25 protein-coding genes are annotated in these 25,144 nt (G+C 65.6%); 6 read left to right on the top strand and 19 right to left on the bottom strand.

The features are described from left to right. The first annotated feature begins 285 nt into the window (after positions 1 to 285). Entirely contained in the window at positions 286 to 1,350 is a 1,065-nt protein-coding gene (locus JI743_RS12870) for a M23 family metallopeptidase (RefSeq protein WP_236659889.1), read from the top strand. Further along, complete coding sequence (locus JI743_RS12865) at positions 1,280 to 1,756, top strand: bactofilin family protein (protein ID WP_236659888.1); 477 nt, start codon at positions 1,280 to 1,282, stop codon at positions 1,754 to 1,756. Before JI743_RS12870 ends, JI743_RS12865 begins: the two co-directional genes overlap by 71 nt. 238 nt (positions 1,757 to 1,994) lie before the next feature. Here JI743_RS12865 and JI743_RS12860 read toward each other — a convergent pair whose 3' ends face one another. Next, on the bottom strand, positions 1,995 to 3,317 hold the full coding sequence (locus JI743_RS12860) for a hemolysin family protein (RefSeq protein ID WP_201928685.1): 1,323 nt from the start codon (positions 3,315 to 3,317) through the stop codon (positions 1,995 to 1,997). A gap of 216 nt (positions 3,318 to 3,533) precedes the next feature. Here JI743_RS12860 and JI743_RS12855 point away from each other — a divergent pair, with 216 nt between their 5' ends. Continuing rightward, positions 3,534 to 4,223, top strand: a complete 690-nt coding sequence (locus JI743_RS12855; RefSeq protein ID WP_314817358.1) for a YiaD family glycine zipper/OmpA-like lipoprotein — start codon at positions 3,534 to 3,536, stop codon at positions 4,221 to 4,223. Positions 4,224 to 4,370: 147 nt separating this feature from the next. On the opposite strand, the gene JI743_RS12850 is transcribed toward JI743_RS12855, so the two are convergent. From JI743_RS12850 to JI743_RS12820, 7 genes are read right to left on the bottom strand one after another with little or no spacing between them, the layout of a single operon-like run. Further along, entirely contained in the window at positions 4,371 to 5,000 is a 630-nt protein-coding gene (locus JI743_RS12850; protein ID WP_201928684.1) for a MarC family protein, read from the bottom strand. Next, a complete protein-coding gene (locus tag JI743_RS12845) occupies positions 4,997 to 5,668 on the bottom strand; it encodes a hypothetical protein (RefSeq protein ID WP_201928683.1) in 672 nt (223 codons plus the stop codon). The genes JI743_RS12850 and JI743_RS12845 overlap by 4 nt, the downstream gene beginning before the upstream one ends. Next, the gene (gene folD, locus JI743_RS12840; protein WP_201928682.1) at positions 5,668 to 6,579 is read right to left on the bottom strand and encodes a bifunctional methylenetetrahydrofolate dehydrogenase/methenyltetrahydrofolate cyclohydrolase FolD; all 912 of its coding nucleotides are present in this window, start codon (positions 6,577 to 6,579) and stop codon (positions 5,668 to 5,670) included. Before folD ends, JI743_RS12845 begins: the two co-directional genes overlap by 1 nt. Before the next feature lie 2 nt (positions 6,580 to 6,581). Further along, complete coding sequence (locus tag JI743_RS12835; protein ID WP_201928681.1) at positions 6,582 to 6,881, bottom strand: YggT family protein; 300 nt, start codon at positions 6,879 to 6,881, stop codon at positions 6,582 to 6,584. Between the two features lie 45 nt (positions 6,882 to 6,926). Continuing rightward, positions 6,927 to 7,835, bottom strand: a complete 909-nt coding sequence (gene argB, locus JI743_RS12830; RefSeq protein WP_201928680.1) for an acetylglutamate kinase — start codon at positions 7,833 to 7,835, stop codon at positions 6,927 to 6,929. Beyond that, positions 7,832 to 8,509: a queuosine precursor transporter gene (locus JI743_RS12825; protein WP_201928679.1), complete on the bottom strand. Its 678-nt coding sequence runs from the start codon at positions 8,507 to 8,509 to the stop codon at positions 7,832 to 7,834. Before JI743_RS12825 ends, argB begins: the two co-directional genes overlap by 4 nt. A 43-nt stretch (positions 8,510 to 8,552) precedes the next feature. Next, on the bottom strand, positions 8,553 to 10,472 hold the full coding sequence (locus JI743_RS12820) for an alpha/beta hydrolase family protein (protein WP_201928678.1): 1,920 nt from the start codon (positions 10,470 to 10,472) through the stop codon (positions 8,553 to 8,555). 164 nt (positions 10,473 to 10,636) lie between these two features. Here JI743_RS12820 and JI743_RS12815 point away from each other — a divergent pair, with 164 nt between their 5' ends. Next, a complete protein-coding gene (locus JI743_RS12815) occupies positions 10,637 to 11,878 on the top strand; it encodes a NupC/NupG family nucleoside CNT transporter (protein WP_201928677.1) in 1,242 nt (413 codons plus the stop codon). Positions 11,879 to 11,901: 23 nt separating this feature from the next. Here JI743_RS12815 and JI743_RS12810 read toward each other — a convergent pair whose 3' ends face one another. From JI743_RS12810 to gluQRS, 7 genes are all read right to left on the bottom strand, one after another. Then, complete coding sequence (locus JI743_RS12810) at positions 11,902 to 12,390, bottom strand: hypothetical protein (RefSeq protein ID WP_201928676.1); 489 nt, start codon at positions 12,388 to 12,390, stop codon at positions 11,902 to 11,904. Between the two features lie 64 nt (positions 12,391 to 12,454). After that, positions 12,455 to 13,321 (bottom strand): 3-hydroxyacyl-CoA dehydrogenase NAD-binding domain-containing protein, encoded by an 867-nt coding sequence (locus tag JI743_RS12805; RefSeq protein WP_201928675.1) that lies wholly within the window; start codon positions 13,319 to 13,321, stop codon positions 12,455 to 12,457. Between the two features lie 93 nt (positions 13,322 to 13,414). Next, the gene (egtD, locus tag JI743_RS12800; RefSeq protein ID WP_201928674.1) at positions 13,415 to 14,401 is read right to left on the bottom strand and encodes an L-histidine N(alpha)-methyltransferase; all 987 of its coding nucleotides are present in this window, start codon (positions 14,399 to 14,401) and stop codon (positions 13,415 to 13,417) included. 1 nt (position 14,402) lies between these two features. Beyond that, a complete protein-coding gene (gene egtB / locus JI743_RS12795; protein ID WP_201928673.1) occupies positions 14,403 to 15,671 on the bottom strand; it encodes an ergothioneine biosynthesis protein EgtB in 1,269 nt (422 codons plus the stop codon). Between the two features lie 93 nt (positions 15,672 to 15,764). Further along, a complete protein-coding gene (locus tag JI743_RS12790) occupies positions 15,765 to 16,346 on the bottom strand; it encodes a cob(I)yrinic acid a,c-diamide adenosyltransferase (RefSeq protein WP_201928672.1) in 582 nt (193 codons plus the stop codon). Between the two features lie 13 nt (positions 16,347 to 16,359). Next, positions 16,360 to 16,584, bottom strand: coding sequence for an HIG1 domain-containing protein (locus JI743_RS12785; RefSeq protein WP_201928671.1), 225 nt, complete (start codon positions 16,582 to 16,584; stop codon positions 16,360 to 16,362). Positions 16,585 to 16,593: 9 nt separating this feature from the next. Further along, positions 16,594 to 17,445 (bottom strand): tRNA glutamyl-Q(34) synthetase GluQRS, encoded by an 852-nt coding sequence (gene gluQRS / locus JI743_RS12780; RefSeq protein ID WP_201928670.1) that lies wholly within the window; start codon positions 17,443 to 17,445, stop codon positions 16,594 to 16,596. A 170-nt stretch (positions 17,446 to 17,615) separates the two neighbouring features. On the opposite strand from gluQRS, the gene JI743_RS12775 reads away from it, so the two are divergent. Beyond that, a complete protein-coding gene (locus JI743_RS12775) occupies positions 17,616 to 18,182 on the top strand; it encodes an HNH endonuclease (RefSeq protein ID WP_201928669.1) in 567 nt (188 codons plus the stop codon). 143 nt (positions 18,183 to 18,325) lie between these two features. After that, the gene (ppc, locus tag JI743_RS12770) at positions 18,326 to 21,004 is read left to right on the top strand and encodes a phosphoenolpyruvate carboxylase (RefSeq protein WP_201928668.1); all 2,679 of its coding nucleotides are present in this window, start codon (positions 18,326 to 18,328) and stop codon (positions 21,002 to 21,004) included. Positions 21,005 to 21,050: 46 nt separating this feature from the next. Here the strand turns inward: ppc and JI743_RS12765 are convergent, their stop codons facing one another. The 4 genes from JI743_RS12765 to JI743_RS12750 all read right to left on the bottom strand — a co-directional run bounded on the left by JI743_RS12765 (position 21,051) and on the right by JI743_RS12750 (position 25,070). Then, positions 21,051 to 21,575, bottom strand: a complete 525-nt coding sequence (locus tag JI743_RS12765; RefSeq protein ID WP_201928667.1) for a hypothetical protein — start codon at positions 21,573 to 21,575, stop codon at positions 21,051 to 21,053. Between the two features lie 173 nt (positions 21,576 to 21,748). After that, entirely contained in the window at positions 21,749 to 22,552 is an 804-nt protein-coding gene (locus JI743_RS12760) for an SDR family oxidoreductase (protein WP_201928666.1), read from the bottom strand. Between the two features lie 155 nt (positions 22,553 to 22,707). After that, complete coding sequence (locus tag JI743_RS12755) at positions 22,708 to 23,826, bottom strand: acyl-CoA dehydrogenase family protein (RefSeq protein WP_201928665.1); 1,119 nt, start codon at positions 23,824 to 23,826, stop codon at positions 22,708 to 22,710. 47 nt (positions 23,827 to 23,873) lie between these two features. After that, positions 23,874 to 25,070, bottom strand: coding sequence for an acyl-CoA dehydrogenase family protein (locus tag JI743_RS12750; protein WP_201928664.1), 1,197 nt, complete (start codon positions 25,068 to 25,070; stop codon positions 23,874 to 23,876). Between the last annotated feature and the right edge of the window lie 74 nt (positions 25,071 to 25,144).

Raw genomic sequence — 25,144 nt, 5'->3', positions numbered from 1 at the left:
TTTTTCCGGTTTGACACCGTTCACCCCATCACGGTTTCGATTCGCCGCGAGTCGGGGGTCAAAGATTCGCCTGCCGCGATTTGGGCTGTTAGGTCGCTGTCCTGTCGGGGCGGAGGGCTCCATCAAAAAATAAGACGGGGTCGTAGCTTGTCTTCGAAATCGACGGGTCTGCGCCAGTGGCGCCAGCGCTTTTCCGCGCTATTTCAGGACCATGAAATATTTGTTCGTACGCGGGGGCACGTTCGTTTTCTGCGTGTCAGTGCGCTTTGGCAGAAACGCGTCGCGTTGATCGGCGGCCTTGTGCTGGTGGCATGGGCCGGCATTACCGCTGCCGTGTTCATCAACCAGCTGCTCACCGCGAACGAGCGTGCAGAGGTTGCGGCGCAGCAGGCCGCTGCCGCCGCCTCGGAAGCACGCATCGCCCAGTATCGCGACCGGGTGGGCGAAATTGCCGCCGACCTTGACGAGCGCCAGGCGCAGCTTGAGGATTGGCAACGCAGTTATTTCGGCGCCGACGCCGTGCCGGGCGGGGCTGGCGAGGCGGCTCCGCAAGCCGATGCCGCGCAACCCGCGGTCGAAACGAGCGCGATCGATCCGCGCCTGCCCCCCGAAGCCCAGATTCTCGCGCGCATCGCGGCGCGGCAGGAAGCGCTGTCGGCGCGTTTGCTTGCGGCGGTAAACGAGCGCGCGGCCAAGGCCGAAACCGCCGTCGCGGCGCTCGGCCTCGACCCCAAGACGCTTGTTCGCAACGCCGCGAGCGGTCGCGGTGGTCCGTTCATTCCGGTGCGCGACCGCGACGCGCGCGGCAAGGCGCTCGGCCCGGCATTTGCCGCGCTCGAAGGCGCGCTGTTTCGCATGGAAGTGCTTGAACGCACGCTCGTCGCCGCCCCGTCGGGCAATCCGGCAAATGTGCTGATGATGTCGTCGGGCTTCGGACATCGCCGTGACCCCTTCACCGGCGCGAGCGCGATGCACGCCGGACTCGATTTCCGCGGCCCCGTCGGCACGCCGATCCTCGCCGCCGCCCCCGGCCGCGTCAGCTTCGTCGGCCGCAAGGCCGGCTATGGCAATGTGATCGAGGTCGATCACGGCCAGGGCATGATGACCCGCTACGCCCACTTGTCGGGTTTCACGACCAAGGTCGGTACGCAGGTCACCGCGGGCCAGCAGATCGCCAAAATGGGCTCGACCGGCCGTTCGACCGGCAGCCACTTGCATTTCGAAGTCCGTCTTAACGGCGTCGCGGTCAATCCGCGCCGCTTTCTGGAGGCCAAAGCCGATGTTCTCGAAGTCAAAAACGACGCCCGACAGCGTGTCGGCGCCCTCGCAGCCCACCGCGGTGCCCGCTAAGATGGCGACCGGCGCGCGTCACACGACCTTTTCGATCCTGGGGTCGGACGTCGTCGTTACCGGCAATGTCGCCGCGAGCGTCGACCTGCACGTCGACGGCAAGATCGAAGGCGACCTTAAGTGCGCCAATCTGGTGCAGGGCGAATCGAGCGAGATCAAGGGCGCGGTCGTCGCCGACACCGCGAAGGTCGCAGGACTGATCGACGGGTCGATCGAAGCGAAGACGCTGATCGTCCATGCCACCGCGCGCATCACCGGCGATGTGACGTACGAGAATATCACCATCGAAAATGGCGGCAAGGTCGACGGCAAGCTCAGCCACCGCCGCGCCGGCGCCGCGGGCTTCGCCAAATCGCCGCCACCGCTTGAGGTTGTGGAGAACAAGTCGGCGACGCTCGGGGCTTGAGGGCGCTGTAAGCCGGCAATTCGCTCCATCGGTCATCCCCGCGAAAGCGGGGGGACCGGAGCGAGCTTGAGCTGACCCCGCCCCGGCTTCCCGCTTTGGCGGGAATGCAGGAGCGCTTTATCTGCGCGACGAGGCGATAGGCTCGGTGGGACAGGCGGTGCCGCCCGCGCGGCTCAAGGCGACAGCGAGCCAATCCGACGTCGCACGTCCGCATATTCTGTCGTTCTAGAGCAAGCGCCTATTCGGCTTCGTCGATGGCGGGCTTGCCGATCTCGGTGACGAGCAGCTTGTCGATCTTGCGCCCGTCCATATCGACGATCTCGAACTTCCAGCCGCGGTCGACGAAGCTTTCGCCTTCCTTGGGCAAATGCTTGAGGATCGCGAGCGCGTGGCCCGCGGCGGTCGCATAGTCGCGGTCATCGTCGAGTTCGATCCCCAGCCGGTCGGCCATCTGGTCGGCGGGCATCGACCCCGCGATGAGCAGGCTGCCGTCGTCGCGCTCGACCACAAATGGTTCGCTGCCGATATCCTGATCCGACGCAAACTCGCCCGCGATCGCCGACAACAGGTCGGCGGGGGTCACAATGCCTTCGAAATGGCCATATTCGTCGTGGACGAGCAGCATCGGCACATCGGCGGCGCGCAGATTTTCGAGCGCGTCCATCGCGTCGACCTGGTCGTGGATGATCTTTGCGGGGCGGGTCAGCCGGTCCAGGTCGATCGATTCGCTGCGGAACAGCGCGGTCGCAATGTCGCGCGCCTGTACGACGCCGACAATATCGTCGACCGAGCCGCGCGCGACCGGAAGCCGCGTGTGCGGGCTGGCGAGCAATTTGGCGCGCACCGCGTCGGCGTCGGCACCGACATCGATCCAGTCGACTTCGGTGCGCGGCGTCATCACCTCGCGCACCGGCCGGTCGGCGAGGCGCACGACGCCCGAAATGATCGCGCGCTCGCTTTCCTCGATCACCCCCGATTTCGACGCTTCGGCGACGATCAGGTGAAGCTCTTCGGCGGTTACGCGATCTTCCGATTCGCGGTTGAGGCGCAGCAGCCGAAAGACGAGCGCCGAACTGTTGTCGAGCAACCAGACGAGCGGCGCCGCGATGCGCGACAGCCATTGCATCGGGAGCGCCATGACAATCGCGATACGTTCGGGCGCGCGCAGCGCGAACTGCTTGGGCACAAGCTCGCCCGCGATCAGCGAGAAATAGGTGGTGATAACGATGACGGTGGCAAACCCTGCGGTCAGCGCAGTGTCGGGATCGAGCCCGAACCAGCGTTCCAGCCGCTCGCCAACCGGCCCGCCGAGGCTCGCGCCCGAATAGGCGCCCGCGAGAATGCCGATCAAGGAAATCCCGACCTGCACCGTCGAGAGGAAGCGTCCCGGGTCCGCCCCAAGCTCACGCGCGATCCGCGCACCGCTGCTGCCGCGTTTTTCCGCCGCCTGCAGCCGCGGCCCGCGCGCCGACACGATCGCGAGTTCGGACATGGCGAACAGGCCGTTGAGGAGGATCAGCACCGCGATGATCGCGACGTCGGACCAGGGAAAAGGGGTCATCGGGCGGCCCGTCGGCGTTTCGGCGCCCGGCCCCTGTCAGCTTCGGTCATCGCGCTCCTATAGGCGAAGTCGACCGCGATGCAAAACCACCAATCGACAGCGCCCGTCAGCCAAGGTTCAGCCTTGTTTTGGAACCAGTTGCCCGCGCAGTATGTTATCGGATTGTCATGACGCGGGTGCAGGACCGATCCCGCCGTCAGAAAAGGGAGCGACAAGATGAAAAGCAGTATGATCAAGCTCACGATGATTGCCGCAGCCAGCGGCCTGACGCTCGCCGGTTGCGTCACCGATCCCGAAACTGGGCAAAAGCGTATTTCCAACACCGCGATCGGCGGTATCGGCGGCGCACTGGGCGGCTATCTGCTCGGCGACCTGATCGGCGGGCGCAGCGACCGGACCGAAAAGATCGTCGGCGCGGGCATCGGCGCAGTCGCGGGTGCGGGCGTCGGCTATTATATGGACCAGCAGGAAAAGAAGCTGCGCGAACGCACGGCAGGCACCGGCATCGACGTCGATCGTCAGGGCGACGAACTTGTCCTGAACATGCCGGGCGACGTCACCTTCGATTACAACAGCGCGGTCGTGAAGGGCCAGTTCCGCGGCGCACTCGACAATGTTGCCTCGACCCTCGCCGAATTCCCCAGCACCTATATCGACGTCTATGGCCACACCGATTCGACCGGCAGCGACGCCTATAACCAGGGATTGTCCGAACGCCGCGCGGCATCGGTCGCCGACTATCTGGCGGGCCGCGGCATCCAGCGCGCGCGCATGGCGACGATCGGCTATGGCGAAACCCAGCTCAAATGCACGCCCGAGCGGACAGAGGCCGATTATCAGTGCAACCGTCGCGTCGAAATCCGCATCGCGCCGGTGACGCAGAACGACGTCAACGCCGCCCGATAATCAAAAAGCAAATCCCTCCCCTTCAGGGGGAGGGTAGTGAGACCTGGCAGCTGGCTGCCTCGTCGCAGCGGGTGGGGGCCATCGGCCTTGCGCAAGGCCGATGGCCCCGACCCCCAACCCCTCCCCTGAAGGGGAGGTGCTTAATGGTCACCCCAGACTCGGAAAACTTGCCTTCAACCCGTCGATCACGAATTGCGCGGCGAGCGCGGCGAGCAAGACGCCGAGCAGCCGCGTAATCACCGCCTCGCCCTTGTTGCCGATCAGCCGCATCAGCGGTCCGGCAGCGAGCAGCGCAGCGAGCGTCAGCAGGAGGACGAGCAGGAGCGCGCCGAAGATCACCATCGACGCTTCGATCCCGCTGTTCTGCGCGACGAGAAGCATCACCGATGCAATCGACCCCGGCCCCGCGAGCATCGGCATCGCCATCGGAAAGACCGAGACGTCCTCGATCTCTGGCGTCGCGATGACCTTCTCGGCACGTTGCTCGCGGCGTTCGGTCCGCTTTTCGAAGACCATGTCGATCGCGATGATGAACAGCATGATGCCGCCCGCGATGCGGAAACTGTCGAGGTCGATGTGAAGGAAGGCGAGCAGCGCCTCGCCGAACATCGCGAAAAAGATCAGGATGGCGCCCGCGATCAAGGTCGCGCGAATCGCCATCGACCGCCGCTGCGCCGCGCTCGCGCCGCTCGTCAGGCTGGCATAGATGGGCGCACAGCCCGGCGGGTCGATCACGACGAAGAGCGTGACGAAGGCCGAGATGAAAAGGTCGATCACGGCTGCTTCGGCGCCGCCACGCGGTCATCGATGACCGTTTCCATTGCGCTGCCGTTCCAAAGCTCGACGCTTACGCGCCGCGCCATGTCGGCGGAAACGGTCGAGGTCCAGCTGAGCGTCTGGTCGGGCGACAGGCCGACCGCCATGTCGGCGCCTTCGCCCGCGGTCGTAATCGCCGCGCCGGGGCGCGAACCGCACACCGCCTGCTTCGTCTCGATGAACTCGGGCGCCGGACGCGGACTTGCCAGCGTGTCGCCATGGTCGAGCACCCAGCGCGTCTCGCCACTCTTCGGGTCGCGCAGCCACACGGTCGTGAAATAGCCGTTCGCCGGACCCTTCTGCCACGCCCCCGTCGTCGCCGCGGCATTGCCGTCGCAGCTGACGTAAACGGCGTGCGGCTGCCATTTGACCGCCTCGGCGGGGTCCTTTTGCGTCTTGAGCCAGTCGCGCGCCCGGACGCGCTGCGGCACGAACATCACGGCATCGGGGTGCGAGGTTTCGCGGAACGCCGTCCATTGCCCCTTTTCCTGCGCGAGCCGCGCAAAGGCGAGTTCGGCGGCGACGAAGCCGCTCGGATTGGCGGCAAGCGGGCGGCGGTAGAGGTCGCCTTGCGGCGCGCATCCCGCAAGCAGAGCGAACGCCGTCGTCGCCAGAGCCCATCGACGCATCACAAACCCTCCGGATCGGCAAGCCCCGCGCGGCGATGCGCGGCGACGAGCGTGTTGCGGAGCAGGCAGGCGATGGTCATCGGCCCGACACCGCCGGGGACCGGCGTGATCGCGTCGGCCACGACCGACACCTCTGCATAATCGACATCGCCGACAAGCCGTCCCTTCGCTTCGCCCGCCGCGGGCGGCAGGCGGTTGATGCCGACGTCGATCACGACGGCGCCCGGCTTGATCCAGTCGCCCTTGACCATTTCGGCGCGCCCGACCGCCGCGACCACAATGTCGGCGCGGCGCACGCGTTCCGGAAGATCGCGCGTCCGGCTGTGCGCCATCGTCACCGTGCAATTGGCGCCGAGCAGAAGCTGCGCCATCGGCTTGCCGACGAGGATCGAGCGGCCAACGACGATCGCCTCCTTGCCCGACAGGTCGCCGAGCCGGTCCTCGAGCAGCAGCAGGCAGCCATAGGGGGTGCAGGGCACCATGCCGGGAATCCCCAGCGCGAGCCGCCCGGCGCTCACCGGCGTCAGGCCGTCGACATCCTTGTCGGGGTCGATTGTCGCGACCGCGCGCTGCTCGCCGAGATGAGCGGGGAGCGGCAGTTGCAGCAGGATACCGTCGACGGCATCGTCGGCGTTGAGCGTCGCGAGCAGCGCCTCGACCGCGTCCTGCGTCGCGCTGGCTGGCAGGCGATGCTCGAAGCTCGCCATACCGGCGGCCAGCGTCGCCTTGCCCTTCGACCCGACATAGACCGCGCTCGCCGGATCGTCGCCGACAAGCACGACCGCCAGCCCCGGGACGCGCCCGGTCGCGGCGCGAAAGGCGGGGACGGCCTCGGCGATCCGCGCGCGCAGCCCCGCGGCAAAGGCCTTGCCGTCGATCACGTGCGCGGCAGTCGCGACGTCACCCGCCATCGTCAGGCGAGCCCCGCCTGCATGCCAAGCTGGTAGAGGTAGTTCATCACCGGCCCCTGCAGGATGATGAGCAGGATCAGCACGACCATCGGCGTCAGGTCGATGCCGCCGAAATCGGGCATGATCCGCCGGAAGGGACGATAGAGCGGCTCGGTAATCCGGTCGAGCACGTGCCAGAGCTGGCCGACGAAATCATTGTGGGTGTTGATGACATTGAAGGCGATCAGCCACGACATCACCGCCTGGACGATGATGATCCACCAAAGGATGTTGAGCAGAATCGCCAGGATCTGGAGGAACATGAGATACAAGGATGGTCTCCGGCCGAATGGTCGATAGCCCGCTTCTTAGCGGTGAATGAGCGTGCCCGCACCCCTTGCGGTGAAAATTTCGAGCAGCATCGCGTGCGGGATGCGCCCGTCGAGGATGACCGCGGCGTCGACCCCGGCGTCGACGGCGGCGACGCAGGTGTCGACCTTGGGTATCATGCCGCCGGTGATCGTGCCGTCGCCCTTGAGCGCATCGACACCCGCGCGGTCGAGATCGGTGAGCAGCGCGCCGCCCTTGTCGAGCACGCCCGCGACATCGGTGAGCAGGAAGAATCGCCGCGCGCCCAAGGCGCCAGCTATCGCGCCCGCCATCGTGTCGGCGTTGATATTATAGGTCGCGCCATCGGCGCCGAGCGCGACGGGCGCGACGACGGGGATGAAATTGTCGTTCGCCAGATTCTTGAGGATCGTCGGGTCGACCGCGACAGGCTCGCCGACAAAACCCAGGTCGACGTGGCGCTCGATCCCCGAATTGGGGTCGGCCTCGGTGCGCTTGACCTTTTCAGCGAGGACGAGGTTGGCATCCTTGCCCGAAATGCCGACCGCACGGCCGCCGAGCCCCGCGATCCAGCCGACGATTTCCTTGTTGATCTTGCCGGCGAGCACCATTTCGGCGACCTCCGCGGTCGGGGCGTCGGTAACGCGCAGCCCGCCGACGAAGGTCGATTCGATCCCGAGCTGTTTGAGCATCGCGCCGATCTGCGGCCCGCCGCCATGGACGACGACGGGATTGATGCCGACGGCCTTCAAAAGCACGACATCCTCGGCAAAGTCGCGCTGCGCCTCGGGGTCGCCCATAGCGTGGCCGCCATATTTGATCACGAAAGTCTCGCCGGCGTAGCGCTGCAGATAGGGCAGCGCCTCGACGAGCGTTTCGGCCTTGGCGAGCAGGTCGGGCATTTTCGAAGGATCGGTCACGGTCATCATCCGGGGTTCCTGGTGTCAAGGCTGCGGCCGAGGGCGACAAGGCCGGTAATCACGAACGGAATCACCGTGATCGACAGCGCGACCTTTGCCAGCATCTGTCCGCCCATCAGGTTGGCGATCGGGAAGACGCCGTAAAAGGCGATCGTCACGAACAGCAGCGTGTCGACGATCTGGCTGAGCGCGCTCGCAATCGCACCGCGGATCGCGAGCCAGGTCGAGGTTCCGGCACTGTCGGTGCGGCCGCGAAGCTTGGAGAAGATCGTGACGTTGAGGAATTGCGACGTACCATAGGCGACGATCCCGGCGGCCATCAGACGCGGGCTTTGGCCGAGTATCATGTCGAACGAGGCCAGCCTTTCGGGCTGCATCTCTGGGGAAGCCGGAAGCGCGAGCACGAGCGCGGTCAGCAGGATCGACAGGATGAGCGGGACGAACCCCCAGAGCACGATGCGGTTCGCGGTCGGCTGGCCGTGGAGTTCGGACACGCTGCTCGACAGCGCAACGAGCATCAGGAAGGGAAAGATTCCTGCCTCGACCGCGAGCCAGTCGCCGAGCGCGACCTGCTTGTTGCCAAGCACGCCCGCAAGCACGACCATCCCGCCATAGACGATCGCAAACAGGAAGAGCGAAGGAGAAAGCGTGCGCGGCAGCGCCGCCGAAGTGGTGTCGGTCATGCCGCCCGATAGTCGCTTTTTCGAGCGCTGGAAAGATGCGGGGTCAATCGGGCGGGTTGTGCCGCGCCAGGAAGCTTTCGATCGCGGCAAGCAGCGTCGACCGGTCGGCCTCGCGCGAAAAATAATGGTCCGCGAGCGGGATGGACACGAACTCGACAGCTTTGCCTTGCCGGCGCATCGCAGCGTACATTTTTTCCGACTGGATATGGTCGACGGTGACGTCTTTCTTGCCGTGAACGAGCAGAAGCGGCGTCTTGATCCGGTCGATGGCGTTGATCGGCGACACCGCGGCAAAATCGGGCGTCATCTTCTGCCACTGGCTGCGATAGAGGCGTTCGCGCATATGTCCGCCGAAATCATTGACCTCGCGCCGCAGATTGGCGACCCCGGCGATCGAGATGGCGCAGCGATACTGGTCGGGATCCTTGGCGATTCCCCACATCGCCGCATAGCCGCCATAGGATGCGCCGACGATGCACACGCGCCTGGCGTCCGCGAGCCCTTCCTTGACGGCCCAGCGCACCCCGTCGCTGATGTCGTCCTGCATCGCAAAGCCCATCTGCCCCTGCCCCGCCAGCTCAAAAGCCTTACCGTAGCCGGTCGAACCACGAAAATTGGGCTGCAGGACGCCATAGCCACGCTCGGCAAGGAACTGCACCCAATAATCATAAGCGAGTTCGTCATGGGCCCACGGGCCACCGTGCGGCATGACGATGAACGGCAGGTCCGCTGCCTCGCGGCGGCGGGGAAGCGTCAATACCGCCTCGATTTCCAGCCCGTCGCGTGCCCGGTAACGTATCATTTTCGACCGCGACAGGCGCTTGGTCCCGATCGCTTCATTGACTTCGGCAAGCGGCGTCAATTGTCTTGCCGCGGCGTCGTACAGAAACAGCAGCCCCGGATTGTCGGCTGTTCCGAAATGCACGAGCATTTTCTTGAGGTCGAAGCTGTAGCTGATAATCCGCACCTTCGACGCGGGCGAAGCCGCCTCTAACCACACCTGATGGCTCGCCATCTCCTCGTCGATCCAGTGCGTCGGCCGGTCGCGGTCGCTGGTACGAACGCCAAGCAGCCTCATCCTGTCGGGCGACAAGACCACGCCTTCGACATTGGCGTCGGCCGCAGCATAGACAGTCCGGATATCGGCACCCGTCGCCAGATCGACCTCGATCAGCGCCGCGCGGCCATTTTCCGCCTCTCTGATGACATGGCCGCGATCGCTGCGCGGGCCAAAGAAATAAGGGATCGTCAACCCCTCGTCATCGCGAAGCCGGGCGCGCTCGATCGCCTTGAACCCGCCTTCGCCGCCCGCGCGGTAAAGCAGCGCCGTCTTGGTCGAATCGTCGTGATAATTGATCCCGTAACGGACATTGCCGAAATTGTCCGCGCCCCAGTCGACCACGCTCGAGCGCCCGCGCTCGACGACGCGCTTCTTGCCCGTCGCGACGTCGACGCGATAGACGGTCGGCCAGAAATCGGGTGTATTGCTATAAACCGAGTTCTGGCCGGCAGCCAGAATCTCCGTGCTGCCGTCCGACGGCACCCAAAGCACGTCGGCGCCATTCTGTCCGTTCAGCTCCCAAAGGAGCTTCGTCAGTTTCCCGGTCTTGCGGCCAAGGCCGACGAGCCGCGAAATATACCAATTCTCCCCCTCGACGGGACGCAACGCATAGGTCGACAGGATGATGTCGTCGTTGCCGACCCATTGCAGCCAGCCGATCTCGGTCTGGTCGGGGACCTGGACCGTCACATTCTTGCTGATGTCGTCGGAGAGCGGAACGATGACGATGCGCTGCTCGCCCCCGACAGCGAACAACCCCGCCAAATGCGTGCCGTCCGGCGAAAGCGTAGCCTTTTCGACAAAGGGCAGTCGCGCGAACGCAGCGACCGGTAATGGACCGGCATCGGACCGCGCCGCCGGTGTCGCGGTCGCAGTGGAATCATTTTCGGCATCATGAGCCAACGCCAAGGCCGGACCAGCCAATAACGACAGCGCAATCAACAAACGCAGCATGGCACCCCCAAAGCGCCGACTTTCCATAGAATACTTGTCTTGCCTAGCCCTCTTGCTCCGTCGCCAAACACGTTTAGACAGGCGCATTATCTTTGCGGGGGACGCACGAAAATATGGAACGCCTGATCGGTTTGCTCGGCATCGTCGCATTGCTCGCGATCGCCGTGGCTTTTTCGTCGAACCGGCGCTGGATCCGCCTGCGCGTCGTCGTTCCCGCCTTTCTGTTACAAGCCGGATTCGCGCTGCTTGTCCTCGGAACGCCATGGGGGCGCAATGTCATCCAGGCGATGTCGAACGGCGTAACCAACCTGCTCGGCTATGCCAAGGCGGGCACCGATTTCATCTTCGGGCCGCTCGCTTCGCCCGAAATGGGCGCGAACAGCTTTGCGATCGCGGCGCTCCCCGTGATCATCTTCTTCGCCTCGCTCATCTCTATCCTCTATTATCTCGGCATCATGCAGCTGGTGATCAAATGGGTCGGCGGCGCGATCCAGAAGATTACGGGGATCACCAAGGTCGAAAGCCTGGGCGCGGCGGCGAATATCTTTGTCGGCCAGTCCGAAAGCCCGCTCGTCATCCGCCCCTATCTCGCCGGCCTCACGCCCTCGCAGCTTTTCACGATCATGAGCGTCGGCATGGCGGGGGTCGCGGGGACGATCCTGGGCGCCTATGCCAGCATGATCGGCGCGCACCTGCTGCCCTATCTGCTCGCCGCGAGTTTCATGTCGGCGCCGGGCGGCATCCTGATGGCCAAGATCATGATGCCCGACGATCCCAAGGACCTCGGCGTCGAACCCGTGATCATGCCCGAGGCAAGCCATGACGAGGAAAAGCCCGCGAACATCATCATGGCCGCGGCGCAAGGCGCGCAGACCGGCGTCAAGCTGGCGGTGGCGGTCGGCGCGATGGTGCTCGCCTTCGTCGCGCTCGTCGCGCTCGCCAACGGTTTGCTCGCGGGGGTCGGCAGTTGGTTCGGCTATCCAGACCTGTCGTTCCAGGCCGTGATCGGCGCGATCTTCCGCCCCGTCATGTGGCTGATGGGCGTGCCGTGGGAAGAAAGCGCAATTGTCGGCGGGCTTTTCGGGACCAAGGTGGTGCTCAACGAATTTGTCGCCTTCATCGACCTGGGGCAGGTCCAGCAGGGACTTTCGCCCGCGGGAATTGCTATCGCGACCTTCGCGCTGTGCGGCTTCGCCAACTTCAGCTCGATCGCGATCCAGATGGCCGTGACCGGGGGCCTCGCACCGAACCAGCGGCCGATGATCGCGAAGCTGGGGCTGAAGGCGCTGCTGGCGGGCAGCATGTCGAACCTGATGTCGGCTGCGCTCGCGGGATTGATGCTGGGGCTTGTCTAGGGTCGGGCCCCAGGGTCAGGACACTAGGGGCGAGCGGGCGCCTTGCACCGGCGTTCGAGCCCCACCCCTTTCAGGAAACCGCGCCGAACCGTCCCGGCATAGACTGCGACGGCATAGCGCTTGCGCTCGGCATTGGCACCGGTGATCTCGCCAATCAGGCCGCCGAAGGGAATGAACGAACCCGCCACCGTGCCCGCGACACGGCCCGCCGTTTGCTCGCGCTTTTTCGCGCGGCTTTTTTCGACCTGGGCGTTGACGTCAGGACCGAGGACGGCGTCGAGTTCCTCGATCTCGCGAATGATCGCCGAACAACGCGCCAGCCCGTCGAGCGAATAGGGATCGTCCTGAATGGCGAGCAGCTTGGGCGGCACCTCCTTGCCGTCGAAGGGCTCGGTCACCGAATTGGCGGTGTCCTTGATAACCGGGTCTTCGGGTGCGCCCTGTTGCGCGGCGGCCGGAAGGGCCAGCGCAATCGCTGCGATGCAACCGCTGAAGGCAATCAAGATGCGCATGGCCGGTCTCCGTGGCTGGAGATATGATCTTACGCCTCACAGTCCGCGATACAAGGGTGGCGCGTTACCGCGTCGGAACGGGCGCCTCGCCGGTCCAGTCGTAAAAGCCGCGCCCGGCCTTTCGGCCGACCCAGCCCGCCTCGACATATTGGACGAGCAGCGGCGCGGGGCGGAATTTGGGGTCGCCGGTGCCGCTGTGCAGCACCCGGATGATTTCGAGGCAGGTGTCGAGCCCGATGAAATCGGCAAGCGTCAGCGGCCCCATCGGGTGATTGAGGCCGAGGCGGCAGCCGGTGTCGATATCCTGCATCGTTGCGACGCCTTCACCCAGCGCGAATACCGCTTCGTTGATCATCGGCATCAGCACGCGGTTGACGATGAAGCCCGGCGCGTCGTTCGCATGGACGATCTCCTTGCCGAGCCCCCGCCCGAACGCCTCGACCGCGGCGAGCGTTTCGTCGCTCGTCGCGAGGCCGCGGATCAGCTCGATGAGCCCCATCACCGGGACGGGGTTGAAGAAATGCACCCCGATGAAGCGCGCCGCATCGGGCGCTGCCTGCGCGAGGCGGGTGATGGGAATCGAGCTGGTGTTCGAGGCGAGGATCGCGCTGTCCGACAGATGCTGCCCGACACTCGCAAAGATCGCGCGCTTGACTTCCTCGCGCTCGGTCGCCGCCTCGATGACGAGGTCGGCAGGGGCAAAGGCGGCATGGTCGGCCACCGGCGTGATGCGCGCGAGCAGCGCCTCGGCGGCCGCCCCGGTCATTTTTTCCTTTGCGACGAGGCGGTCCAGCGCCTTGGCGATCCCCGCCTTGCCCGCTTCGGCGCGCGCAAGGTCGATGTCGGAGAGCAGCACATCATGTCCGGCGCCCGCCGATACCTGCGCAATCCCCGCGCCCATTTGCCCCGCACCGATGACGCCGACGATCATTTTGCCCTCCGGAAATATATGCCCATCCACGTCATCCCGGCGCAGGCCGCGATGACGAAACGAAAGGCTGCCCTAGGTGATCGCTCGCCCTCGTCAAGGGGCCGAACGGAACTCGGTCGCCTCGGCAAGGATCAGCGCGAAGGCGGGATCGACATCGTCCCAGCTCGCAAGCGGCGTCCAGCCGCCCGCGCGGAGCAGCAGGCTGGCGTCGCGCGGACCGTATTTGTGGCTGTTCTCACTGTGAATCGTTTCGTCCTTCACCATCGCATAGCGGCGCCCGTCGACGCCGAATTCGACGTCGCAATCGGCGACAAGGTGCATTTCGATCCGCGCATGGACGTCATTCCAAACCGCGCGGTGCGAGAAATTCTCGACCGGGATGTCGCCGCCCAGCTCGCGGTTGATGCGTTCGAGCAGATTGAGGTTGAACGCCGCGGTGACACCGGCCGGGTCGTCGTAGGCGCGTTCGAGCAATGCGACATCCTTGATGCGGTCGACCCCGATCAGCATCAGCGCGCCGTCGCCGAGCGTAGCGCGCCAGTTGCGCAGCAGGTCGACCGCGGTGCGCGCGACCATATTGCCGATCGTGCTGCCGGGAAAGAAGCCGAGCTTGGGCAGCGGACAAATCTCGCGCGGCAGTTCGACGCGCTGGGTGAAATCGGCCTCGACCGCATAGACGGGGAGACCGGGGAAGCGGGACGCAAGCCCGGCCGCGCTGTCGCGCAGGAAATCGCCCGAAATGTCGACGGGAACATAGGCCGAGGGCGCAATGGCTTCGAGCAGCAGCGGCGTCTTGGTCGAGCTGCCCGAGCCGAGTTCGACGACGGCGCGCCCCGCACCGATCGCCTCGGCAAGTTCGGCCGCGTGGCGGCGCAGCAATTCGGCCTCGCTGCGCGTCGGATAATATTCGGGAAGCGCGGTGATATCCTCGAACAGCGCCGAGCCGGTGGTGTCGTAGAACCAGCGCGCGGGGATCGCCTTTGGCCGTTGCGACAGGCCCGCATGCACGTCGGCGCGAAAGGCGACGTCGACCCCTGCATCGTCGGCCGATACCTGGCGGAGATTGCGCACGACGCCCATGTCACAGATCCTTTGCGAGCCGCAGGCCGGTGAACTGCCAGCGCTGGTGAGGGTAGAAGAAGTTGCGATAGGTCGCGCGCATATGGCCGCGCGGTGTCGCGCAGCTGCCGCCGCGGAGCACGAACTGGCCGCTCATGAACTTGCCATTATATTCGCCGACCGCGCCCGGCGCGGCGCGAAAGCCCGGAAAGGGGCGATAGGCGCTGCCCGTCCATTCCCACACGCTGCCGAACATTTGTTGCAGCCCGGTGTCGCCGACAGCAGCAGCCGGCTGCACTGGCGCGGCATCGTCGAGTTGGTCACCGCCCAGCGGGTCGAGTGCCGCCGCCGCGGCTTCCCATTCAAATTCGGTCGGCAGCCGCGCGCCCGCCCAGCTTGCGAAGGCATCGGCCTCGAAAAAGCTGATATGCGTCGCCGGCGCCGCGGGATCGATGTCGCGCCAGCCCGACAGCGTGAAATATTGGCCGTCGCGCCAATAGGCGGGGGCATCGACCGCTTCGGACTGCACCCACGCCCAGCCGTCGCTGAGCCAGAGCGACGGCGTTTCATAGCCGCCGTCGTCGATGAACTGCTGCCACTCGCCGTTGGTCACGGGGCGGCTCGCGAGCGCGTGCGGCGTCAGAAGCACCTCGTGGCGCGGGCCTTCGCAGTCGAAGGCAAAGCCGTCGCCGCCATGGCCGAGGGAGATGACGCCTGCCGCGCCCTCGATCCATTCCATGGCGGAAAACTGCGCAACTTCACACGCGATCGGCGTTTCCCACACCGCCGGACCGAGCGGATTTTGCGCGAAGAGATGCTTGATGTCGGTGAGCAGCAATTCCTGATGCTGCTGTTCGTGGTGGATACCGAGCTCGACGAGCGCGAGCGCCGCGGGTGACAGGCCCGGAAGCGCGCGGCCCAGCGCCGCATCGACATGCGCGCGCCATTCGCGCACCGCGTCGAGCGACGGGCGCGTCAAAAGCCCGCGGTGCGGGCGCGCGTGGCGCGGCCCCTCGGCCTCATAATAGCTGTTGAAGAGATAGGGAAAGCGCTCGTCGAAGAGGCGATAGCCCGCGACATGATCGCGAAGGACAAAGGTTTCGAAAAACCATGTCGTGTGCGCGAGGTGCCATTTGGCGGGCGAGGCGTCGTCCATCGACTGCGCGCTCGCATCGGCGTCGGACAAGGGCGCCACAAGATCGAGCGACAGCCGCCGCGTCGTGGCAAGCCGCCGCGCCAACGCCCCGTCTTCGAGCGCTGTTCGGGACTTTGCATCGGTCTTGCTGGCCATGGTCGAATAATCCCCCGAGGAGCGATTCGGTTTCGTTACGCGGCCCGACTATGGTTACACGGCATTCCGATGTCTAGAACAAACAAAGAACATTTAGCGCGTCGCGCCGGGCTTCCACAAAATGTCGCCGCTTCCTGCGGCGTTGACGTGCCGCGCCATCACGAAAAGATGGTCGGACAGGCGGTTGAGATAGGTGAGCGCAGCCGGGTTGAGCGTGCGACTTTCGGCAGCGGCGACCGCGGCGCGTTCGGCACGCCGGGCGGCCGCGCGCGCGACATGCAGCCGCGCCGCAGCCTCGCTTCCGCCTGGCAGGATAAAGCTTTTGAGCGGTTCGAGCGCGCCGTTCATCGCGTCGATCTCCTCTTCGAGCCGCGCGATCTGGCTGTCGACGATCCGCAGCGCCATGTCGTGCGCCCCGAAGCCCAGCGCGGGATCGGGCGGCGTCGCGAGGTCGGCGCCGAGGTCGAACATCTCGTTCTGGATACGCACCAGCATCGCGTGATGCCCGCCGTCGAACGCCAGCGCGGCGGCGGCAAGGCCGATCAGGCTGTTCGCTTCGTCGACGTCGCCGATTGCCGCCATCAACGCCGCCGATTTGGCGATGCGCGACCCGTCGGCGAGCCCGGTCGTCCCGTCGTCGCCGGTGCGCGTGTATATCTTGTTGAGCTTGACCACGCGGTCGCTTGGCTCAGCTGCTCGCGGCAGTAACGCCGATGATGACGAGCAGGATGATCGTGATCGCCTGCCATTTGACGCGCGCCATCATCATGCGATTTTGCGCGACCTGATTTTCGTGGACGGTGCCGTCCATCGCGGCGCGATGCCCCTGTGCGAAATGGAAGAGTCCGCGCGCGAGCGCGAAGAGGACGAGGCCGGCCGCGACAACGACCGCGAGGACGAGCAGGATTTGCATGCCCCCTATCTAGGGCATTTGCAGCGAATATCCAGTGGGAAGCCGTGCGGCGAGAATATCGGCGGCGAGCGCGATGCCGTCGGCGCCGCCGTCGCGCAGCGATGCGAGCGATGCCGCCGCGTCGCGCTTGGCGAGCCTTTTGCCGTCGGGACCGATGATCAAGCCATGGTGACGATAGACAGGCGTCGGAAGCCCGAACAGCGCCTGGAGCAGCCGGTGGACGTCGGTCGAGGCGACAAGGTCGGCACCGCGGACGACATGCGTGACGCCCATTGCGGCATCGTCGAGCGTGCTCGCGAGGTGATAGCTTGCGGGCGCGTCCTTGCGCGCGAGGACGATATCGCCGTGCGCGCACGGATCGGCGCGGCGCATCCCCTGCCCCTCCTCTTCCCAAGCAAGGTCGCCCGCGACCGCTGCGGCATGCGCCATGTCGAGCCGCCAGCAATGCGGCTCGTCGGCGAGGCGCAATTCGCGCGCGTGCGCGCCGAGCATCCGGCAGGTGCCGGGATAGACGGCCCCGGCGGGGCCGTGCGGCGCCGCGACGCTCGCGGCGATGTCGGCGCGCGTGCAGAAACAGGGGTAAACGAGCCCGCGCGCGCGCAAATCGTCGAGCGCCGCGGCATAATCGCCGAGCTGCGCCGATTGGCGCAGCGGCGCGCCGTCCCAGTCGATCCCGAGCCAGGCGAGGTCGCGCAGCCCCGCCTCGACATATTCCTCGCGCGAGCGCGCGCCGTCGATGTCGTCGATGCGGAGGCGGAAAATCCCGCCCGCACGGCGCGCCGCATCATGCGCGAGCAGCGCGCTATAGGCGTGGCCCAAATGCAGCTCACCGGTCGGGCTGGGCGCGAAACGCGTCAGCATGAGTCGCCGCCCGACTCCAGATACTGTGGCATCAACGCCACAATCATTCCATATGTTGAGGCAGATGCCCCCTTGACGCGCGAGTCAGATACGTCATGTAATGATGCTGTCACTCGGGAACGGCAGTGGCGCGCCATCCCGCGCAGCATAGGGGGCAGCGTCCAAAAGCCATGTTCCATCCCGATCTCGCCCGGCATCCCGATTCCTGTCCGGCCCTCGTTCTCAACGCCGACTATACGCCGCTCAGCTATTATCCCTTGAGCCTGTGGCCGTGGCAGACGGCGGTCAAGGCGGTTTTCCTCGACCGCGTCACCATCGTCGAAAATTACGAGCGCGAAATCCATTCGCCGACGCGCACGATGCCGATCCCCAGCGTGATCGCGCTGCGCCAGTATGTGAAGCCGTCGCAGCATCCGGCGTTCACGCGCTTCAACCTGTTCCTGCGCGACCGTTTCGCGTGCCAATATTGCGGGTCGGGCAGGGACCTGACCTTCGACCATGTCGTTCCGCGCCGGCTGGGCGGCCGTACGACGTGGGAAAATGTCACCACCGCCTGCGCGCCGTGCAACCTCAAGAAAGGCGGGCGCACCCCGGCGCAGGCGCATATGCCGATCTATCGCCAGCCGTGGCGCCCGACGAGCTGGCAGCTGCAGGACAATGGCCGCGCCTTTCCGCCGGGTTACCTCCACGAAAGCTGGATCGACTGGCTCTATTGGGATGTCGAACTGGAGGGGTAGCAGGCCGCGCGATATAATGGACCAAGGCGCGATGCCGGCGCATAATCGAGGCCGTGAGCAAGCCGCCAGGCGCGCACAAAAGCTGCGCGCATAGCTATGCGCCGCTTGACCCTGTGCCTTCGCAGGTGCAGCAAAGACGCATTATGGGCCCACCTATCCAGATTTCGCAGAATCCCGACATTCGTTATCTCGGGCGAATCCTCGGCGACGTCATTCGCGCCTATGGCGGCGACAAGCTGTTCCGTCAGACCGAATATATCCGTTCGTCGAGCGTCGACCGGCATCGCGGCATCGCGGGGGCCGAGGCGATCGACCCGGGGCTCGATGCACTCAGCCTCGACGACACCATCGCTTTCGTCCGCGGCTTCATGCTTTTTTCGATGCTCGCCAATCTTGCCGAGGACCGGCAGGGCGTCGCTGCCGAGCCCGAGGCGACCGTCGCCGCCGCGCTCGACAAGCTGAAGGCCGACGGGATCGACAGCGAAGCGGTCGCCGCGCTGCTCGGCGCCGGGTTGATCGCGCCGGTGCTCACCGCGCATCCGACCGAGGTGCGCCGCAAGTCGATGCTCGACCACAAGAACCGCATTGCCGAGCTGATGCGGATGCGCGACGCAGGCGCCGACGAGACGCCCGAAGGCGATGTGATCGAGGATGCGATCCGGCGGCAGGTCGTGCTGTTGTGGCAGACGCGCCCGCTGCGCACCGAAAAATTGTTCGTCGCCGACGAGATCGACAATGCGCTGACCTATTTGCGCGACGTCTTCCTGCCGGTCGTGCCGAAGCTTTACGCGCGCTGGGAAAAGGAGCTGGGGCAGCGCCCCGCGAGCTTCCTGCGCGTCGGAAGCTGGATCGGCGGCGACCGCGACGGCAATCCCTTTGTCACCGCCGAGACACTGAAGCTCGCGACGAGCCGCAATGCCGCGGCGGTGATCGGCCATTATATCGACGCGGTCCACGCGCTCGGCGCCGAGCTGTCGGTATCGGCGAGCCTCGCGCCCGTCCCCGACGCGGTGATCGCGCTCGCCGAAGCGAGCGGCGACACTGCGCCGAGCCGCAGCGACGAGCCCTATCGGCGTGCGATTTCGGGCATCTACGCGCGGCTGTGCGCGACCTATTCCGCGATCGTCGGCAAGGCGCCGCCGCGGCCGTCGGCGCTCGCGGGCGATGCCTATGCCGCGCCGGGCGATTTCCGCCGCGACCTCGTCACCATCGCGAACGGCCTGACGGCGAGCGGCGAAGGCCAGCTCGGCGGCATCGGCGCACTCGGGAGGCTTATCCGTGCGGTCGAGGTCTTCGGCTTCCACCTCGCGACGCTCGACATGCGGCAGAACAGCGCGGTCCACGAACGCGTGCTCGCCGAACTGCTCAAGGTCGCGGGGGTGTGCGACGATTATCTGGCGCTGGACGAAGCGGCGCGCGTCGCGCTGCTCACCGCCGAGCTGCAGAGCGACCGGCCGCTCGCCGCGCAATGGCACGAATGGAGCGAGGAGACCGCGGGCGAACTCGCGATCGTCCACGCCGCCGCCGAAGTGCGCGCGCGGCTGGGCCAGGATGCGATCTGCCAGTGGATCATCTCGATGGCGCAGGACCTGTCCGACCTGCTCGAGGTGCATGTCCTCGCACGCGAAGGCGGGCTGTGGCGGAGCGGCACCGACGCCGGCGCGGGCAACCTGATGGTCGTGCCCTTGTTCGAGACGATCGACGATTTGAGCCGCGCGCCCGACATCATGCGCCGCTATTTCGCGATGCCCGAGGTCGGCCCGCAGGTCGGGGTGCGCGGTCATCAGGAAGTGATGATCGGCTATTCCGATTCGAACAAGGACGGCGGCTATTTCACCTCGACCTGGGGGCTGCATCAGGCGTCGCAGGCGCTGACCCCGGTGTTCGAGGAAGCCGACACCGCGATGCAGCTGTTCCACGGCCGCGGCGGCGCGGTCGGGCGCGGCGGCGGCAGCGCCTTTGCCGCGATCCGCGCGCAGCCCGCGGGCACGGTGCAGGGACGCATCCGCATCACCGAACAGGGCGAGGTCATCGCCGCCAAATATGGCACCGTCGACAGCGCCGCGACGAACCTGGAGGCGATGGTGTCGGCGAGCCTGCTCGCGAGCCTCGAGCCCGAGAGTCTTGGCGGCGATGCGAGCGAGACCTTTACGGCCGCGATGGACGCTTTGTCGGACACAGCCTTCGCCGCCTATCGCGACCTTGTCTATGGCACCCCGGCGTTCAAGGATTTCTTCCGCGCGATGACGCCGATCGCCGAGATCGCGACGCTCAAGATCGGATCGCGCCCGTCGAGCCGCAAGAAGAGCACGGCAATCGAGGATCTGCGCGCTATCCCCTGGGTGTTCAGCTGGGCGCAGGCGCGCACGATGCTGCCCGGCTGGTACGGCACGGGCGAGGCGTTCGCGGCGTTCGACGATCAGGCGCTGCTTGCCGACATGGCGCAAAGCTCGCCCTTCTTTGCCGCGCTGCTCGGAAACATGGAGATGGTGCTCGCCAAGTCCGACATGGGTATCGCGGCGCGCTATGCCGAGCTCGCGGGCGAGGTCGACGGACATGATGCGATCTTCGCGCGCATCCGCGACGGCTGGCACCGCGCGCACGACGGGCTGCTCAAGATCACCGGCCAGTCGCGGCTGCTCGAAAAGAACCCGGCGCTCGAAGCGTCGATCCGGCTACGACTTCCCTATATCGAACCGCTCAACCTTTTGCAGATCGAGCTGATGAAGCGTCACCGCGCGGGCGAAACCGACCCGCGCATCGCCGAGGGCATCCAGCTGACGATCAACGCGATCGCGACGGCGCTGCGGAACAGCGGGTAGAGAATTCCTCTTCCGTCATCCCGGCGAAGGTGTGTGGGCGCTCCGGCTATTTCGAGATGATCCGCACCTCGCCCTTTGACGCCGCGCCGTCGGGGCGGAAGTCGATGGTGAAGGCGTCGCCATCCTCGTCGGTGCCCGACAGGCTGTTGCCGCTGCGCGTCACGGTCTTGCCCTTTTTGGCGAATTCGGCGGCCATCCAGTCGGCCGCGACCGCAGGCGTCGCCGGCGAGGTGAAGCCGAGCGTCACCGTCGCCTTTGCACCGTCCTTCCGGTCGCGGGCGTTGACGTCGACCTTGGTCACCTTGCTGTCGGGGTAGAGCGAAACGCCGTCGATATCGAAATCGCCCTCGACATCGAGGTCGACGAAATCGGGTATATCGATGTTGATCGCAACCTTGTCGCCGCCGATGCGAACCTTGCCGCCGTCCTTGCCCGAGGTGATCTCGACATTGCCGCCATCGCCACCCGCGTTGATAGAGACGTCGGGGATGTCGCCCTTTGCTTCGGATTTCTCCTCCTGCCCGCACGCGGCGAGGAGGAGCGTCGGGACAATCAGATAAGCGAAGCGCATGGCGGGTCTCCTTGGTGAGTTAGTTAAATAATACACCAAGGAGCGAGGGAGTCAATTGCGCCGCACACCGTCATTGCGAACCCGGCAACGCCGGGTGAAGCAATCTACAGCGGGCAGCGCAACAATCGGTTAGCTGGAGATTGCTTCGCTTCGCTCGCAATGACGTGATCGCCTCAGGCGTCTATGCTCGTCCGCACATCGCCATGCACGAGTCCGCCGTCGACGGTGATCGTGTCGCCAACGACGTAATCGCCCGCCTTTGACGCGAGGAAGATGGCCGCGCCGGCCATGTCCTCGGGCACACCGATGCGCTTCGTCGGGATCGCTTTCGCGACCGCATCGCCATGGTCGCGCGCGGCCTTGTTCATGTCCGACTGGAAGGCGCCGGGGGCGATGGCGGTGACGAGGATATGATCCTGCACGAGCCGCGCCGCCATGCGCTTGGTCAAATAGAGGATCGCCGCCTTCGACGCATGATAGCTGTACGTCTCCCACGGATTGAGGCGCATGCCGTCGATCGAGCCGATGTTGATGACCTTTGCCGGACGATCGTGGGTACCGCCCGCCTTGAGCAATCCGTGGAGCGCCTGCGTCAGGAAGAAGGGCGATTTGACATTGATGTCCATCACCTTGTCCCAGCCCGCCTCGGGAAAGCCCTCGAACGGCTCGCCCCATGCTGCGCCGGCATTGTTGACGAGGATGTCGAGCCTTTGCTCGCGCGCCTCCAGCTCCTTGGCGAGCGCGCGACAGCCTTCGACGGTCGAGAGGTCGACAGGGAGGCCGACGACCTTGCCCGGATAGCGCGTTTCGAAGTCGGCGACGGCTTCCTCGATCTGCGCGCTCTTGCGCGCCGAGATGTAAACGCGCGCGCAGCCTGCGGCGAGATAGCCCTCGACGATCATCTTGCCGATGCCGCGCGAGCCGCCGGTGACGAGAGCGATGCGGCCGTCGAGGCCGAACATGTCCTGGAGGTTCATAAGCTGGGCTCCTTTGAAGCCCCTCCCCTTGAGGGGAGGGGTTGGGGTGAGAGTCGCGGCGTGGTGCAAGGCCTCTGGCCCCCCACCCGCTGTGACTAGGCAGCAAGCTGCCAAGTCTCGCTGCCCTCCCCTGAAGGGGAGGGGCTTTCGATCGCTCAGTAGCCGTTCATCCGTGCGACCTGGTCGATGTGATAATGCACGTCGCCCATATATTCGGCGAGCGCGCGGTCGCGCTTCATATAGAGGCCGATGTCATATTCGTCGGTCATGCCGATGCCGCCGTGCATCTGGACGCCCTCGCGGACGGCAAGGTTCGCGGCGCGACCGGCCTTGGCCTTGGCGACCGAGACCATCAGCCTTGCGCCCTCGCTGCCCTCGTCGAGCAGTTGCTGCGCCTTCATGACGGTCGCGCGCGCGACTTCCATCTCGCCATAAAGATGCGCGGCGCGGTGCTGGAGGCCCTGGAACTCGCCGATCAGCTTGCCGAACTGCTTGCGCTCCTTGAGGTAGGTGACGGTCATGTCCATCGCGCCCTGCCCGACGCCCACCATTTCGGCGGCGGCGCCGGTGCGCGTCGCGGCGAGCAAGGCGTCGAGGATGTCGCCGCCCGCATCGACCTCGCCGATGACCGCGTCGGCATCAACTTCGACGCCGTCGAGGGTGACGTGGCTCGCGAGGCTGGAGTCGACGAGGCGGCGCGGATCGGCGGTCATGCCCTTGGCATCCTTGGGCACCGCGAACAGCGTGATGCCGCCGTCGGTCTTCGCCGCGACGATGCTCATGTCGGCAACATGGCCGTGGAGGACGAAGCTCTTCTTGCCGTTGAGGCGGAAGCCGTTGCCGCTGCGCGTCGCGGTCGTCGCGATGCGGTCGGGGCGGTGCTTGGCGCCCTCGTCGATCGCGAGCGCAACGATCGCCTCGCCGCCCGCAATCGCGGGAAGCCAGCGGCCCGCCTGCGTGCCGCCTGCCTTGGCGAGCGCGGCGACTGCGCCGACGCTGGTCGAAAGGAAGGGCGAGGGGGTGAGGTTGCGGCCGATTTCCTCGAGCACGATACCCGCCTCCAAATGCCCCATGCCGAGGCCGCCATGCTCCTCGGGAACGAGCATGCCCGGCAGGCCCATTTCGGTGAACTGCGCCCAGAGGTCGCGCGAGAAGCCGGTGGCGTCGGAACTGTCGCGGAGCTTGCGAAGGTGCGACACCGGTGCCTGTTCGGCCACGAAAGGCGCAACGCTGTCCTTGAGCATCGCCTGGTCGTCATTGTGATAGAGCGGCATGTCTTGTCTCCTAAGCCCCTCCCCTGAAGGAGAGGGCTTGATTCCTTCTACGCCCCCGGCAGGTCGAGGATACGCTTGGCGATGACGTTGAGCATGACCTCGCTCGTCCCGCCTTCGATCGAATTGGCCTTGGTGCGCAGCCAGGACCGCGCACGCGCGCCGCCCTTGCTTTCGTCGCTGTCCCATTCGAGCGCGTCGGCGCCGCCGCCTGCCATGACGAGTTCGTGACGGCGCTTGTTGAGCTCGGTCCCCACATATTTCATCATGTTCGAACTGGCGGGATGCGCGCGGCCGGTTTTCCACATGTCCATGAAGCGCTCGCCCATCGCGCGATAGGCAAAGACGTCGGTGTCGAACGCCGCCATTTCGGCGCGCAGGATCGGGTCGTCGAGTTCGCCATTGGCGTTAAGCCCGAGCGATTTGGCGAACAGCGCGCCGACGCTGATCATGTCGCCGCCCGCGCCGCCGCCCGAGATCATCTCGCGCTCGTGGCCGAGCAGATATTTGGCGACGTCCCAGCCGCGATTGACCTCGCCGACGAACTGGTCCTTTGGCACCTTCACATCGTCGAAGAAAGTTTCGCAGAACGGGCTGTTGCCCGAAATCAGCAGGATCGGCTTGGTCGACACGCCTTCGCTTTCCATGTCGAAAAGCATGAAGGTGATGCCCTGATATTTGTTCGTCTTGTCGGTGCGGACGAGGCAGAAGATCCAGTCGGCCTTGTCGGCATAGCTCGTCCAGATCTTCGAGCCGTTGACGACCCAATGGTCGCCCCCCACTGGATCGGTAACTTCTTCGCCAAAGGTCTGCAGGGAGACGAGGTCGCTCCCCGCGCCGGGCTCCGAATAGCCTTGGCACCAGCGGATTTCGCCGCGCGCAATCTGGCCCAGATAATGGACCTTCTGTTCCTCGGTGCCGAATTTGAGGAGCGCGGGGCCGAGCATCCAGATGCCGAAGCTTTGCAGCGGCGGACGCGCCTTGATCCGCGCCATTTCCTGTTTGAAGACCTTCGTCTGTTCGGGGGTGAGCCCCGCGCCGCCATAGGCCGTCGGCCAGTCGGGGACGGTATAGCCCTTTTCGACGCAGCGCTCGAGCCACTGCTTTTGCGCCGCGTTCTTGAACTCGAACTTGCGTCCGCCCCAGCAGATGTCATCCTCGTCGCGAACCGGTTCGCGCATTTCGGGGGGGCAATTGGCTTCCAGCCAGGCGCGCACTTCGGCGCGGAAAGCGTCAAGATTGCTCATCGCAAAGGCTCCTCTTCCTTTCGCCAGACTAAGGCGTCACCGCCACTTTACGCAAGCGTCAACTTGGCCCGAGT

The organism is Sphingopyxis jiangsuensis, from assembly GCF_016734905.1.
Classification (GTDB): domain Bacteria; phylum Pseudomonadota; class Alphaproteobacteria; order Sphingomonadales; family Sphingomonadaceae; genus Sphingopyxis; species Sphingopyxis jiangsuensis.
Note: the sequence above shows the minus strand (reverse complement) of the source record. Positions and strands in the feature narration are given on the sequence as shown.

Coding starts and splice junctions, on each gene's coding strand:
- JI743_RS12760 (WP_201928666.1), bottom strand. CDS start 22,552: ATGAACCTCCAGGACATGTTCGGCCTCGACGGCCGCATCGCTCTCGTC.
- JI743_RS12815 (WP_201928677.1), top strand. CDS start 10,637: ATGGAACGCCTGATCGGTTTGCTCGGCATCGTCGCATTGCTCGCGATC.
- gluQRS (WP_201928670.1), bottom strand. CDS start 17,445: ATGCTGACGCGTTTCGCGCCCAGCCCGACCGGTGAGCTGCATTTGGGC.
- JI743_RS12855 (WP_314817358.1), top strand. CDS start 3,534: ATGAAAAGCAGTATGATCAAGCTCACGATGATTGCCGCAGCCAGCGGC.
- JI743_RS12805 (WP_201928675.1), bottom strand. CDS start 13,321: ATGATCGTCGGCGTCATCGGTGCGGGGCAAATGGGCGCGGGGATTGCG.
- ppc (WP_201928668.1), top strand. CDS start 18,326: ATGGGCCCACCTATCCAGATTTCGCAGAATCCCGACATTCGTTATCTC.
- argB (WP_201928680.1), bottom strand. CDS start 7,835: ATGATGACCGTGACCGATCCTTCGAAAATGCCCGACCTGCTCGCCAAG.
- egtB (WP_201928673.1), bottom strand. CDS start 15,671: ATGGCCAGCAAGACCGATGCAAAGTCCCGAACAGCGCTCGAAGACGGG.
- JI743_RS12860 (WP_201928685.1), bottom strand. CDS start 3,317: ATGACCCCTTTTCCCTGGTCCGACGTCGCGATCATCGCGGTGCTGATC.
- egtD (WP_201928674.1), bottom strand. CDS start 14,401: ATGGGCGTCGTGCGCAATCTCCGCCAGGTATCGGCCGACGATGCAGGG.
- JI743_RS12775 (WP_201928669.1), top strand. CDS start 17,616: ATGTTCCATCCCGATCTCGCCCGGCATCCCGATTCCTGTCCGGCCCTC.
- JI743_RS12750 (WP_201928664.1), bottom strand. CDS start 25,070: ATGAGCAATCTTGACGCTTTCCGCGCCGAAGTGCGCGCCTGGCTGGAA.
- JI743_RS12845 (WP_201928683.1), bottom strand. CDS start 5,668: ATGCGTCGATGGGCTCTGGCGACGACGGCGTTCGCTCTGCTTGCGGGA.
- JI743_RS12865 (WP_236659888.1), top strand. CDS start 1,280: ATGTTCTCGAAGTCAAAAACGACGCCCGACAGCGTGTCGGCGCCCTCG.
- JI743_RS12835 (WP_201928681.1), bottom strand. CDS start 6,881: ATGTTCCTCCAGATCCTGGCGATTCTGCTCAACATCCTTTGGTGGATC.
- JI743_RS12765 (WP_201928667.1), bottom strand. CDS start 21,575: ATGCGCTTCGCTTATCTGATTGTCCCGACGCTCCTCCTCGCCGCGTGC.
- JI743_RS12810 (WP_201928676.1), bottom strand. CDS start 12,390: ATGCGCATCTTGATTGCCTTCAGCGGTTGCATCGCAGCGATTGCGCTG.
- folD (WP_201928682.1), bottom strand. CDS start 6,579: ATGGCGGGTGACGTCGCGACTGCCGCGCACGTGATCGACGGCAAGGCC.
- JI743_RS12755 (WP_201928665.1), bottom strand. CDS start 23,826: ATGCCGCTCTATCACAATGACGACCAGGCGATGCTCAAGGACAGCGTT.
- JI743_RS12825 (WP_201928679.1), bottom strand. CDS start 8,509: ATGACCGACACCACTTCGGCGGCGCTGCCGCGCACGCTTTCTCCTTCG.
- JI743_RS12785 (WP_201928671.1), bottom strand. CDS start 16,584: ATGCAAATCCTGCTCGTCCTCGCGGTCGTTGTCGCGGCCGGCCTCGTC.